At 50.1% G+C, this 9,918-nt stretch carries 21 protein-coding genes and 1 pseudogene; 1 reads left to right on the top strand and 21 read right to left on the bottom strand.

Annotated features, from left to right (window positions below; translation table 11 throughout):
* Window positions 1-4: 4 nt before the first annotated feature.
* The 18 genes from rplR to rpsJ form a co-directional block, all read right to left on the bottom strand.
* Window positions 5-358 (bottom strand): 50S ribosomal protein L18, encoded by a 354-nt coding sequence (gene rplR, locus ACJBF3_RS25055; protein ID WP_003863297.1) that lies wholly within the window; start codon window positions 356-358, stop codon window positions 5-7.
* A gap of 9 nt (window positions 359-367) precedes the next feature.
* A complete protein-coding gene (rplF, locus tag ACJBF3_RS25050; RefSeq protein ID WP_003863296.1) occupies window positions 368-901 on the bottom strand; it encodes a 50S ribosomal protein L6 in 534 nt (177 codons plus the stop codon).
* A 12-nt stretch (window positions 902-913) separates the two neighbouring features.
* The gene (rpsH, locus tag ACJBF3_RS25045) at window positions 914-1,306 is read right to left on the bottom strand and encodes a 30S ribosomal protein S8 (protein WP_006178918.1); all 393 of its coding nucleotides are present in this window, start codon (window positions 1,304-1,306) and stop codon (window positions 914-916) included.
* A gap of 30 nt (window positions 1,307-1,336) precedes the next feature.
* Window positions 1,337-1,642 carry a 30S ribosomal protein S14 gene (rpsN, locus tag ACJBF3_RS25040; RefSeq protein ID WP_003863291.1) on the bottom strand — a complete coding sequence of 102 codons (306 nt, stop codon included), beginning with the start codon at window positions 1,640-1,642 and terminating at the stop codon, window positions 1,337-1,339.
* 14 nt (window positions 1,643-1,656) lie between these two features.
* Complete coding sequence (rplE, locus tag ACJBF3_RS25035) at window positions 1,657-2,196, bottom strand: 50S ribosomal protein L5 (protein WP_001096202.1); 540 nt, start codon at window positions 2,194-2,196, stop codon at window positions 1,657-1,659.
* 14 nt (window positions 2,197-2,210) lie between these two features.
* Window positions 2,211-2,525 carry a 50S ribosomal protein L24 gene (gene rplX, locus ACJBF3_RS25030; RefSeq protein ID WP_003863287.1) on the bottom strand — a complete coding sequence of 105 codons (315 nt, stop codon included), beginning with the start codon at window positions 2,523-2,525 and terminating at the stop codon, window positions 2,211-2,213.
* A gap of 10 nt (window positions 2,526-2,535) precedes the next feature.
* Window positions 2,536-2,907 (bottom strand): 50S ribosomal protein L14, encoded by a 372-nt coding sequence (rplN, locus tag ACJBF3_RS25025; protein ID WP_002919748.1) that lies wholly within the window; start codon window positions 2,905-2,907, stop codon window positions 2,536-2,538.
* Between the two features lie 166 nt (window positions 2,908-3,073).
* Window positions 3,074-3,328 (bottom strand): 30S ribosomal protein S17, encoded by a 255-nt coding sequence (rpsQ, locus tag ACJBF3_RS25020; RefSeq protein WP_008503489.1) that lies wholly within the window; start codon window positions 3,326-3,328, stop codon window positions 3,074-3,076.
* The gene (gene rpmC / locus ACJBF3_RS25015; RefSeq protein WP_003863282.1) at window positions 3,328-3,519 is read right to left on the bottom strand and encodes a 50S ribosomal protein L29; all 192 of its coding nucleotides are present in this window, start codon (window positions 3,517-3,519) and stop codon (window positions 3,328-3,330) included. Before rpmC ends, rpsQ begins: the two co-directional genes overlap by 1 nt.
* Window positions 3,519-3,929, bottom strand: coding sequence for a 50S ribosomal protein L16 (rplP, locus tag ACJBF3_RS25010; RefSeq protein WP_002919759.1), 411 nt, complete (start codon window positions 3,927-3,929; stop codon window positions 3,519-3,521). The genes rpmC and rplP overlap by 1 nt, the downstream gene beginning before the upstream one ends.
* Window positions 3,930-3,941: 12 nt before the next feature.
* On the bottom strand, window positions 3,942-4,643 hold the full coding sequence (rpsC, locus tag ACJBF3_RS25005; protein ID WP_000529945.1) for a 30S ribosomal protein S3: 702 nt from the start codon (window positions 4,641-4,643) through the stop codon (window positions 3,942-3,944).
* Window positions 4,644-4,660: 17 nt separating this feature from the next.
* Window positions 4,661-4,993 carry a 50S ribosomal protein L22 gene (gene rplV / locus ACJBF3_RS25000; protein ID WP_002919773.1) on the bottom strand — a complete coding sequence of 111 codons (333 nt, stop codon included), beginning with the start codon at window positions 4,991-4,993 and terminating at the stop codon, window positions 4,661-4,663.
* 14 nt (window positions 4,994-5,007) lie between these two features.
* On the bottom strand, window positions 5,008-5,286 hold the full coding sequence (gene rpsS, locus ACJBF3_RS24995; protein WP_001138117.1) for a 30S ribosomal protein S19: 279 nt from the start codon (window positions 5,284-5,286) through the stop codon (window positions 5,008-5,010).
* Between the two features lie 16 nt (window positions 5,287-5,302).
* Window positions 5,303-6,124 carry a 50S ribosomal protein L2 gene (gene rplB, locus ACJBF3_RS24990; protein WP_008457150.1) on the bottom strand — a complete coding sequence of 274 codons (822 nt, stop codon included), beginning with the start codon at window positions 6,122-6,124 and terminating at the stop codon, window positions 5,303-5,305.
* Window positions 6,125-6,141: 17 nt separating this feature from the next.
* Window positions 6,142-6,444: a 50S ribosomal protein L23 gene (gene rplW / locus ACJBF3_RS24985; RefSeq protein ID WP_000617546.1), complete on the bottom strand. Its 303-nt coding sequence runs from the start codon at window positions 6,442-6,444 to the stop codon at window positions 6,142-6,144.
* Entirely contained in the window at window positions 6,441-7,046 is a 606-nt protein-coding gene (rplD, locus tag ACJBF3_RS24980) for a 50S ribosomal protein L4 (RefSeq protein ID WP_000424395.1), read from the bottom strand. Before rplD ends, rplW begins: the two co-directional genes overlap by 4 nt.
* Window positions 7,047-7,056: 10 nt before the next feature.
* Window positions 7,057-7,686, bottom strand: coding sequence for a 50S ribosomal protein L3 (gene rplC, locus ACJBF3_RS24975; protein ID WP_003863274.1), 630 nt, complete (start codon window positions 7,684-7,686; stop codon window positions 7,057-7,059).
* Window positions 7,687-7,718: 32 nt separating this feature from the next.
* On the bottom strand, window positions 7,719-8,030 hold the full coding sequence (rpsJ, locus tag ACJBF3_RS24970; protein ID WP_001181005.1) for a 30S ribosomal protein S10: 312 nt from the start codon (window positions 8,028-8,030) through the stop codon (window positions 7,719-7,721).
* A 380-nt stretch (window positions 8,031-8,410) separates the two neighbouring features.
* Here rpsJ and ACJBF3_RS24965 point away from each other — a divergent pair, with 380 nt between their 5' ends.
* Window positions 8,411-8,884, top strand: coding sequence for an A24 family peptidase (locus tag ACJBF3_RS24965; protein ID WP_045331794.1), 474 nt, complete (start codon window positions 8,411-8,413; stop codon window positions 8,882-8,884).
* Here ACJBF3_RS24965 and bfr read toward each other — a convergent pair.
* The 3 genes and pseudogenes from bfr to tuf form a co-directional block, all read right to left on the bottom strand.
* Window positions 8,868-9,344 (bottom strand): bacterioferritin, encoded by a 477-nt coding sequence (gene bfr, locus ACJBF3_RS24960; protein ID WP_008503492.1) that lies wholly within the window; start codon window positions 9,342-9,344, stop codon window positions 8,868-8,870. The genes ACJBF3_RS24965 and bfr overlap by 17 nt on opposite strands.
* Window positions 9,345-9,416: 72 nt before the next feature.
* On the bottom strand, window positions 9,417-9,611 hold the full coding sequence (gene bfd / locus ACJBF3_RS24955) for a bacterioferritin-associated ferredoxin (RefSeq protein WP_008503493.1): 195 nt from the start codon (window positions 9,609-9,611) through the stop codon (window positions 9,417-9,419).
* A gap of 179 nt (window positions 9,612-9,790) precedes the next feature.
* Window positions 9,791-9,918, bottom strand: a pseudogene (tuf, locus tag ACJBF3_RS24950) (elongation factor Tu); the annotation flags it as partial.

The following is a 9,918-nucleotide window of genomic DNA, read 5'->3' as shown; positions in this document are numbered from 1 at the left end:
TACCTTAGAACTGAAGGCCAGCTTCACGGGCAGCATCTGCCAGTGCCTGGACACGACCATGATATTGGAACCCGGAACGGTCAAAGGAAACATTGCTGATGCCTTTTTCCAGAGCGCGTTCAGCAACAGCTTTACCTACAGCTGCAGCGGCGTCTTTGTTACCGGTGTACTTCAATTGTTCTGAGATAGCTTTTTCTACAGTAGAAGCAGCTACCAGAACTTCAGAACCGTTCGGTGCAATTACCTGTGCGTAAATATGACGCGGGGTACGATGTACCACCAGGCGAGTTGCACCCAGCTCTTTGAGCTTGCGGCGTGCGCGGGTCGCACGACGGATACGAGCAGATTTCTTATCCATAGTGTTACCTTACTTCTTCTTAGCCTCTTTGGTACGCACGACTTCGTCGGCGTAACGAACACCCTTGCCTTTGTAAGGCTCAGGACGACGGTAGGCGCGCAGATCTGCTGCAACCTGGCCGATCAGCTGTTTATCAGCGCCTTTCAGCACGATTTCAGTTTGAGTCGGACATTCTGCAGTGATACCGGCCGGCAGCGGATGCTCAACAGGGTGTGAGAAGCCCAGAGACAGGCCTACTGCATTCCCTTTGATAGCTGCACGATAACCTACACCAACCAGCTGAAGCTTTTTAGTGAAGCCTTCGGTAACACCAACAACCATTGAGTTCAGCAGGGCACGCGCGGTACCAGCCTGAGCCCATCCATCCACGAAACCATCACGTGGACCGAAGGTCAGAGCGTTATCTGCATGTTTAACTTCAACAGCTTTGTTGAGGGTACGAGTCAGCTCGCCGTTTTTACCTTTGATCGTAATAACCTGACCGTCGATTTTTACATCAACGCCGGCAGGAATAACGACCGGTGCTTTAGCAACACGAGACATTCTTTCCTCCGATTAGGCTACGTAGCAGATAATTTCGCCACCAAGACCAGCCTGGCGCGCTGCACGATCAGTCATAACACCTTTAGAGGTAGAAACAACTGCGATACCAAGGCCAGCCATAACTTTTGGCAGCTCATCTTTTTTCTTATAGATGCGCAGGCCTGGGCGGCTGACACGCTGAATGCTTTCTACAACAGCTTTACCCTGGAAATACTTGAGAGTAAGTTCCAGTTCCGGCTTGGTGTCGCCTTCAACTTTAAAATCTTCGATAAAACCTTCTTCCTTCAGCACGTTGGCAATTGCCACTTTCAGCTTGGCGGAAGGCATGGTGACCGCAACTTTGTTCGCGGCCTGACCGTTACGGATACGGGTCAGCATATCCGCGATCGGATCTTGCATGCTCATCTGTCTTTACTCCCGTGATTCAATTGGTAATTACCAGCTAGCCTTTTTCAAGCCTGGCACTTCACCGCGCATGGCGGCTTCACGCAGTTTGATACGGCTCAACCCAAACTTGCCCACATAACCATGTGGACGACCTGTTTGACGACAGCGGTTACGCTGACGAGACGGGCTGGAATCACGCGGCAGAGACTGCAGCTTGAGAACCGCATTCCAACGATCTTCGTCGGAAGCGTTCACATCAGAAATGATCGCTTTCAGTTCAGCGCGTTTAGCGAAGAATTTATCAGCTAAAGCTACGCGCTTTACTTCGCGTGCTTTCATTGATTGCTTAGCCATTCAGTAACCCTACCTTACTTGCGGAACGGGAAGTCAAAGGCAGCCAGCAGAGCACGGCCTTCTTCGTCAGATTTCGCAGTAGTGGTAATGGTAATATCCAAACCACGCACGCGGTCGACTTTATCGTAGTCGATTTCTGGGAAGATGATCTGCTCACGGACACCCATGCTGTAGTTACCACGACCGTCGAAAGACTTAGCGGACAAGCCACGGAAGTCACGGATACGTGGAACAGCAATAGTGATCAGGCGCTCAAAGAACTCCCACATGCGTTCGCCACGCAGAGTTACTTTACAGCCGATCGGATAGCCCTGACGGATTTTGAAGCCTGCAACAGATTTGCGTGCTTTGGTGATCAGCGGTTTTTGACCGGAGATTGCTGTCAGGTCAGCTGCTGCGTTATCCAGCAGTTTCTTGTCAGCGATCGCTTCACCAACACCCATGTTCAGGGTGATCTTCTCGACCCGAGGGACTTGCATGACAGAATTGTAGTTAAACTCGGTCATGAGTTTCTTAACTACTTCGTCTTTGTAGTAATCATGCAGTTTCGCCATCGTACTACTCCAAATTACTTGATAGTTTCGCTGTTAGACTTGAAGAAACGGACTTTTTTGCCGTCTTCGAATCTAAAGCCTACACGGTCAGCCTTGCCGGTAGCCGCATTGAAGATTGCAACGTTAGAAACCTGAATAGCAGCTTCTTTTTCAACGATGCCACCTGGTTGGTTCAGGGCCGGAACCGGCTTCTGATGTTTCTTAACCAGGTTGATACCTTCAACGACAAGTTTGCCGGAAGACAGAACATTTTTTACTTTACCGCGTTTACCTTTATCTTTACCGGTTAACACGATAACTTCGTCATCACGACGGATTTTCGCTGCCATGATTCGCTCCTTAGAGTACTTCTGGTGCCAGAGAGATAATTTTCATGAACTTCTCAGTACGAAGTTCACGAGTTACCGGCCCAAAGATACGCGTGCCGATAGGCTGCTCGCTGTTATTGTTTAAAATAACGCATGCATTACCATCGAAGCGAATGACAGAACCGTCAGGGCGACGAACACCCTTCTTGGTGCGCACCACTACCGCCTTCAGCACATCACCTTTTTTGACCTTACCACGTGGAATTGCTTCCTTGATGGTGATCTTGATGATGTCGCCTACGCCTGCGTAGCGACGGTGCGAGCCACCCAGAACCTTGATACACATTACGCGACGTGCACCGGAGTTGTCGGCGACGTTCAGCATAGTCTGTTCTTGGATCATTTTAGTGCTCCGCTAATGTCAACTACTACCTGAGACTCTAAAATCAGAGCCGTTAAAAAGCCCCATATCGAGGGCGCGGCATTATAACACCGCTTCTGCAATATGGGTAGAAAAAATAAACGGCTCATCGCTGAGCCGTTTATTCGTATTGAGAAGGCGTACTGTATTACAGAACCGCTTTCTCTACAACGCGAACCAGCGTCCAGGACTTAGTCTTGGACAGTGGACGGCATTCACGGATTTCAACCTTGTCGCCGATACCACATTCGTTGTTCTCGTCATGTACGTGCAGTTTGGTCGTACGCTTGATGAATTTACCGTAGATCGGGTGTTTCACAATACGTTCGATAGCTACAACAATGGATTTCTCCATTTTGTCGCTAACAACACGACCTTGCAGAGTACGGATTTTATCGGTCATTACGCACCCGCCTTCTGAGTCAGTAAAGTCTTAACGCGTGCAACATTGCGACGCACTTGCTTCAGCAGGTGAGTCTGTTGCAGCTGGCCACTTGCAGCCTGCATACGCAGGTTGAACTGCTCACGCAGCAGGTTCAGCAGCTCAGCGTTCAGCTCTTCAACGCTTTTTTCACGCAGCTCTTTTGCTTTCATTACATCACCGTCTTAGTTACAAAGGTGGTTTTGATAGGCAGTTTCGCTGCTGCCAGGCCGAAGGCTTCACGGGCCAGCTCTTCCGGAACACCGTCCATTTCATAAAGGACTTTGCCCGGTTGGATCAAGGCAACCCAGTACTCCACGTTACCTTTACCTTTACCCATACGAACTTCCAGCGGCTTCTCGGTAATTGGTTTGTCCGGGAATACACGGATCCAAATTTTACCTTGACGCTTAACTGCACGGGTCATTGCACGACGTGCTGCTTCGATCTGACGTGCAGTCAGACGACCACGGCCAACAGCTTTCAGACCGAAAGTGCCGAAGCTAACATCCGTACCCTGCGCCAGACCACGGTTGCGGCCTTTGTGCACTTTACGGAATTTTGTACGCTTTGGTTGTAACATCAGCGACGCTCCTTATTTACGGCCTTTACGCTGCTGCTTTTTAGGTTGAGCAGCCGGTTTTTCCGGTTGTTCAACAGCAGCCATACCACCCAGGATCTCACCTTTGAAGATCCATACCTTAACGCCGATTACACCGTAAGTGGTGTGCGCTTCAGAGGTGTTGTAGTCGATGTCAGCACGCAGAGTGTGCAGCGGTACGCGACCTTCACGGTACCATTCGGTACGTGCGATTTCCGCGCCGCCCAGACGGCCGCTAACTTCAACTTTGATACCTTTAGCGCCCAGACGCATTGCGTTCTGTACAGCACGCTTCATAGCACGACGGAACATAACACGACGTTCCAGCTGAGAAGTGATGCTGTCAGCAACCAATTTAGCGTCCAGTTCAGGCTTACGAACTTCAGCGATATTGATCTGTGCAGGAACGCCAGCGATATCCGCTACGACCTTGCGCAGTTTTTCTACGTCTTCGCCTTTCTTACCGATAACGATGCCAGGACGAGCAGTGTGAATAGTCACACGGATGCTCTTCGCTGGACGCTCGATAACGATACGAGATACAGACGCTTTAGCCAGTTCCTTAGTCAGGTACTGACGTACTTTAAAATCGCTGTCCAGGTTGTCAGCGAATTCTTTGGTGTTCGCAAACCAGGTAGAGTTCCATGGTTTTACAATACCCAGGCGAATACCATTAGGATGTACTTTCTGACCCATTGCTAGTCTCCAGAGTCTCAGCGATCGGACACAACCACAGTAATGTGGCTGGTGCGCTTCAGGATGCGATCTGCACGACCTTTCGCACGCGGCATAATGCGCTTCATGCTTGGGCCTTCATCTACGAAAATTTTCGCGACTTTCAGATCGTCGATGTCAGCGCCATCGTTGTGTTCAGCGTTAGCAATGGCAGATTCCAGTACTTTCTTGACCAATACCGCAGCTTTCTTGTTGGTATAGGTCAGGATGTCCAGGGCCTGCGACACTTTCTTACCGCGAATCAGGTCAGCAACAAGGCGAACCTTCTGTGCAGAAGAACGAGCATGGCGATGTTGAGCTAAAGTTTCCATCTCTTCCTCCTACCTTATTTCTTCTTCGCTTTTTTATCAGCAGCGTGGCCGCGATAAGTACGAGTCGGTGCGAATTCACCCAGTTTGTGACCAACCATTTCGTCGGTAACAAAGACTGGAACGTGCTGACGACCATTATGGACAGCGATGGTCAAACCGATCATGTTAGGAAAGATCGTTGAACGACGGGACCAAGTGCGCAGGGGCTTCTTGTCTCCGCTTTCCACCGCTTTCTCTACCTTCTTCAGCAAGTGCAGGTCAATAAAAGGACCTTTCTTGAGAGAACGTGGCATGGCTTATCCTCTAAAATTATTTGCTACGGCGACGTACGATAAATTTATCAGTACGCTTGTTGCTGCGGGTCTTCTTACCTTTGGTCTGAACGCCCCACGGAGATACCGGGTGCTTACCAAAGTTACGACCTTCACCACCACCATGTGGGTGGTCGACTGGGTTCATCGCAGTACCGCGAACGGTAGGACGAACACCACGCCAGCGTGCAGCACCTGCTTTACCCAGAACGCGCAGCATATGCTCAGCATTGCCAACTTCGCCCAGAGTAGCGCGGCAGTCTGCTTCGACTTTACGCATTTCACCAGAACGCAGACGCAGGGTGACATAAGCACCATCACGCGCAACGATCTGAACGTAAGTACCCGCGGAACGCGCCAGCTGACCGCCTTTACCTGGTTTCATTTCTACGTTATGAACGGTAGAACCAACCGGGATATTGCGCATCGGCAGGGTGTTGCCTGCTTTGATTGCAGCATCAACGCCAGACTGAATCTGGTCGCCAGCTTTCAGGCCTTTAGGGGCCAGGATGTAACGGCGTTCGCCGTCTTTGTACAGAACCAGCGCGATGTTCGCGGAACGGTTCGGATCGTACTCAAGACGTTCAACAACTGCTGGGATACCGTCTTTGTTGCGTTTGAAGTCAACAATACGATAAGCCTGCTTGTGGCCACCACCGATGTGACGAGTGGTGATACGGCCATTGTTGTTACGACCACCGGATTTGCTGTTTTTTTCCAGCAACGGAGCAAAAGGTTTGCCCTTGTGCAGCTCAGGGTTAACCACTTTAACTACGTGGCGACGACCCGGAGATGTCGGTTTACATTTAACAACTGCCATTGTATTACTCCTCCGACTTACTCAGCGCCGCCAACGAAGTCCAGATTCTGGCCTTCTTTCAGGGTGACGTAAGCTTTTTTCCAGTCGCTACGACGACCGATACGCTGTCCGTGACGTTTAACTTTCCCTTTAACGACCAGGGTGTTAACGACTTCGACTTCGACTTCAAACAGTTTCTGCACAGCAGCTTTGATCTCTGCTTTGGTCGCGTCTTTAGCAACTTTGAGAACGATGGTGTTTGTTTTTTCCATCGCAGTAGACGCTTTTTCAGAAACGTGCGGTGCGCGAAGCACCTTCAGCAGACGTTCTTCACGAATCATGCCAGCATCTCCTCAACTTGCTTAACAGCATCAGCAGTCATTACGACTTTGTCGAAGGCGATCAGGCTAACCGGGTCGATACCAGTCGCATCGCGTACGTCAACCTTGTGCAGGTTACGTGCGGCCAGGAACAGGTTCTCGTCCAGCTCACCGGTGATGATCAGCACATCTTCCAGAGCCATGTCTTTCAGTTTCTGTGCCAGCAGCTTAGTTTTAGGCGCTTCAACAGAGAACTTCTCGACAACGATCAGACGATCCTGACGTACCAGTTCGGACAGGATGCTTTTCAGCGCGCCGCGGTACATCTTTTTGTTAACTTTTTGACTGTGGTCCTGTGGACGCGCAGCGAAGGTCACGCCACCTGAACGCCAGATCGGGCTCTTGATAGAACCTGAACGCGCACGGCCGGTACCTTTCTGGCGCCATGGCTTTTTGCCAGAACCAGTTACTTCAGCACGAGTCTTCTGAGCACGAGTACCCTGACGAGCACCAGCTGCATAAGCAACAACAACCTGGTGAACCAGCGCTTCGTTGAAATCACGACCGAAGGTAGTTTCGGAAACAGTCAGCGCGCTCTGCGCGTCTTTCAATACTAATTCCATTGCTATCCCCTTACGCCTTCACAGCTGGTTTAACGATCAGGTCGCTACCGGTTGCACCCGGAACTGCACCTTTAACCAGCAGCAGGTTGCGCTCAGCGTCAACACGTACTACGTCCAGGCTCTGAACGGTTACACGTTCGTTACCCAGCTGACCTGCCATTTTCTTGCCTTTGAACACTTTGCCCGGAGTCTGGTTCTGACCGATAGAACCCGGAACGCGGTGAGACAAGGAGTTACCGTGGGTAGCGTCCTGGGTACGGAAGTTCCAGCGCTTAACGGTACCAGCAAAACCTTTACCTTTAGAGGTACCGGTTACGTCAACTTTTTTAACGTCAGCAAACAGCTCAACGCTAATGTCCTGACCTACGGTGAACTCTTCGCCTTCAGCAAGACGGAATTCCCACAGACCACGGCCAGCTTCTACGCCAGCTTTAGCGAAGTGACCCGCTTCTGGTTTGGTTACACGGTTAGCTTTTTTAGCACCAGTGGTAACCTGAATAGCGCGGTAGCCATCGTTAGCCAGATCTTTAACCTGAGTAACGCGGTTTGCTTCAACTTCGATTACGGTTACTGGGATAGAAACGCCATCTTCAGTGAAGATGCGGGTCATACCCACTTTTTTACCGACTAAACCAATCATTGTTTCAACCTCTCAATCGCTCGATGACCTGATTAACCCAGGCTGATCTGCACGTCTACACCGGCAGCCAGATCCAGACGCATCAGAGCATCAACGGTTTTCTCAGTTGGCTCAACGATGTCAACCAGACGCTTGTGAGTGCGGATTTCGTACTGATCGCGCGCGTCTTTGTTAACGTGCGGAGAGATCAGAACGGTGAAGCGCTCTTTGCGGGTCGGCAGCGGGATCGGACCACGGACTTGCGCACCAGTGCGCTTAGCAGTCTCGACGATTTCCGCGGTTGATTGATCGATCAGACGATGATCAAACGCTTTAAGGCGGATACGGATTCTTTGGTTCTGCATGAGACCAGAGCTCCAATTATTTTATAAACGAAAATGATTACTCCTCAAACCCATTACGATTGATGGGAGAGTGTAACCGTTCTTACGTAGCTCCCCAATTGGGAGCATTGTTGAGTAACAAAATGAGCTACTCTGGTTCTGATTGAACCCGCCGTCAATTACGACAAGCCCGCGCATTATACGTAAATCTGCGCAAGACGCAAGTGCCGTTTAGAAATTAAGCGCTATAGACGCCGGATGCGCAGGCGTGCGCAACGTGTTATGCAATTTTTCATGGATCAGTTCTTTGTTTCGAGCCGCTACGCAACTGCGGCTTTTGCATATTGCCGGGCAGGCCGATTAGAACGAGTATCCGCTCAAACCCGTTTGAGGCCTTCTTCATGCTAGCCACCCTCCCCTTTCTGCTGCTCTATCTTTTACTGACTGCCTTACTGGTGCATGCCGATATTCGCTCCGGTCTGCTTCCCGATAAATTTCTTTGCCCGCTGCTATGGGCGGGACTGCTCTTTCAGCTCTGTATCCAACCTGATTTTTTGCCGAGTGCGGTGGCGGGTGCGATGGCCGGATATGTTGGCTTTGCGGTTATTTATTGGGGGTATTGGTGTATCTGCCGGCGTGAAGGGATGGGATATGGCGATGTGAAATACCTGGCAACGCTTGGTGCATGGCATGGCTGGTGCGTACTGCCCTCGCTGGCATTGCTCGCGGCGCTTATGGCGCTTCTATGTTTCCTTGTTTTTTCGTTAATCCGCCCTGATAAAAACGCATTAAAAAACCCGCTGCCTTTTGGGCCATTTCTGGCAGCAGCGGGTTTATGCGTAGGCTGGAAGACGTGGGCTACTCTTCCACTTTAATCTGCGACTGAAGATAGTTTTGCAGGCCGATTTTAGCAATGAGATCCAGCTCTGTTTCCAGCCAGTCAATATGCCCTTCTTCATCGGCCAGGATCTGGATCATCATATCGCGGCTGACGTAGTCATGTACGCTGTCAGCATAGGCGATCGCTTCACGGAGATCTTTAGCGCCTTCAAGTTCCAGCCTGAGGTCGGAGCGCAGCATCTCTTCGACGTCTTCTCCGATGCCAAGCTTACCGAGATCCTGCAGGTTCGGAATGCCTTCCAGAAATAAAATACGCTCGATATATTTATCAGCGTGTTTCATCTCATCTATAGATTCATGGTACTCAACGTCGTTTAAACGTTTGAGTCCCCAGTTTTTAAACATTCTTGCGTGAAGAAAGTACTGGTTGATTGCGACAAGCTCATTTCCCAATAATTTATTGAGATAACTTATGATTTTAACATCACCTTTCATTATATAGTCCCTCCGCTTCCACTCATTGAAGCGTAGATCGGGCTACAGGGATGTCAAAAAAAAGATGGGCGCTTAGGCGATCTCTTTGTATTCCGGGATCTGCATCAGTTCGTCCTGCATGATCTCTCGCGCAGCACGTACACATTTACCGCATTGATTTCCCACCGGAACAAATTTGCGAAGCTGCTGGAATGACTGGGGCTGAAACTGGCGAACGGCCTGACGTATTTTTTTGTCGCTTACACCATTACATAAACAAACGTACATAGAGACTCCCGTTCAAATTATGCGCAAAGTGTAAGTGAGAATGGTTATGATTACAATAGCACAAGCGCCAGAATACGGTGCGGGAGGAGGCAAAAAATGCGAAATTTTGTCACCAAACTTGAATAGCAGAAAACAAAAAAGGACGCCGAAGCGTCCTTTTTTTATTCAGGGATAATTAATTAGCCCAGAACTTTAGCAACAACGCCCGCGCCAACGGTACGGCCGCCTTCACGGATTGCGAAACGCAGACCGTCGTCCATCGCGATTGGGTGGATCAGCGTCACAACCATCTTGATGTTGTCGCCTG

The organism is Enterobacter sp. PP-008-ECC_S150, assembly GCF_045257065.1.
Taxonomy (GTDB): domain Bacteria; phylum Pseudomonadota; class Gammaproteobacteria; order Enterobacterales; family Enterobacteriaceae; genus Enterobacter; species Enterobacter chengduensis.
The sequence above is the reverse complement of the archived record's forward strand: the minus strand, read 5'-3'. Positions and strand labels throughout refer to the sequence as shown.

Excerpts from the sequence above, each read along its gene's own strand:
- rplR (WP_003863297.1), bottom strand. The coding sequence starts at position 358 with ATGGATAAGAAATCTGCTCGTATCCGTCGTGCGACCCGCGCACGCCGC.
- rplF (WP_003863296.1), bottom strand. The coding sequence starts at position 901 with ATGTCTCGTGTTGCTAAAGCACCGGTCGTTATTCCTGCCGGCGTTGAT.
- rpsH (WP_006178918.1), bottom strand. The coding sequence starts at position 1,306 with ATGAGCATGCAAGATCCGATCGCGGATATGCTGACCCGTATCCGTAAC.
- rpsN (WP_003863291.1), bottom strand. The coding sequence starts at position 1,642 with ATGGCTAAGCAATCAATGAAAGCACGCGAAGTAAAGCGCGTAGCTTTA.
- rplE (WP_001096202.1), bottom strand. The coding sequence starts at position 2,196 with ATGGCGAAACTGCATGATTACTACAAAGACGAAGTAGTTAAGAAACTC.
- rplX (WP_003863287.1), bottom strand. The coding sequence starts at position 2,525 with ATGGCAGCGAAAATCCGTCGTGATGACGAAGTTATCGTGTTAACCGGT.
- rplN (WP_002919748.1), bottom strand. The coding sequence starts at position 2,907 with ATGATCCAAGAACAGACTATGCTGAACGTCGCCGACAACTCCGGTGCA.
- rpsQ (WP_008503489.1), bottom strand. The coding sequence starts at position 3,328 with ATGACCGATAAAATCCGTACTCTGCAAGGTCGTGTTGTTAGCGACAAA.
- rpmC (WP_003863282.1), bottom strand. The coding sequence starts at position 3,519 with ATGAAAGCAAAAGAGCTGCGTGAAAAAAGCGTTGAAGAGCTGAACGCT.
- rplP (WP_002919759.1), bottom strand. The coding sequence starts at position 3,929 with ATGTTACAACCAAAGCGTACAAAATTCCGTAAAGTGCACAAAGGCCGC.
- rpsC (WP_000529945.1), bottom strand. The coding sequence starts at position 4,643 with ATGGGTCAGAAAGTACATCCTAATGGTATTCGCCTGGGTATTGTAAAA.
- rplV (WP_002919773.1), bottom strand. The coding sequence starts at position 4,993 with ATGGAAACTTTAGCTCAACATCGCCATGCTCGTTCTTCTGCACAGAAG.
- rpsS (WP_001138117.1), bottom strand. The coding sequence starts at position 5,286 with ATGCCACGTTCTCTCAAGAAAGGTCCTTTTATTGACCTGCACTTGCTG.
- rplB (WP_008457150.1), bottom strand. The coding sequence starts at position 6,124 with ATGGCAGTTGTTAAATGTAAACCGACATCTCCGGGTCGTCGCCACGTA.
- rplW (WP_000617546.1), bottom strand. The coding sequence starts at position 6,444 with ATGATTCGTGAAGAACGTCTGCTGAAGGTGCTTCGCGCACCGCACGTT.
- rplD (WP_000424395.1), bottom strand. The coding sequence starts at position 7,046 with ATGGAATTAGTATTGAAAGACGCGCAGAGCGCGCTGACTGTTTCCGAA.
- rplC (WP_003863274.1), bottom strand. The coding sequence starts at position 7,686 with ATGATTGGTTTAGTCGGTAAAAAAGTGGGTATGACCCGCATCTTCACT.
- rpsJ (WP_001181005.1), bottom strand. The coding sequence starts at position 8,030 with ATGCAGAACCAAAGAATCCGTATCCGCCTTAAAGCGTTTGATCATCGT.
- ACJBF3_RS24965 (WP_045331794.1), top strand. The coding sequence starts at position 8,411 with ATGCTAGCCACCCTCCCCTTTCTGCTGCTCTATCTTTTACTGACTGCC.
- bfr (WP_008503492.1), bottom strand. The coding sequence starts at position 9,344 with ATGAAAGGTGATGTTAAAATCATAAGTTATCTCAATAAATTATTGGGA.
- bfd (WP_008503493.1), bottom strand. The coding sequence starts at position 9,611 with ATGTACGTTTGTTTATGTAATGGTGTAAGCGACAAAAAAATACGTCAG.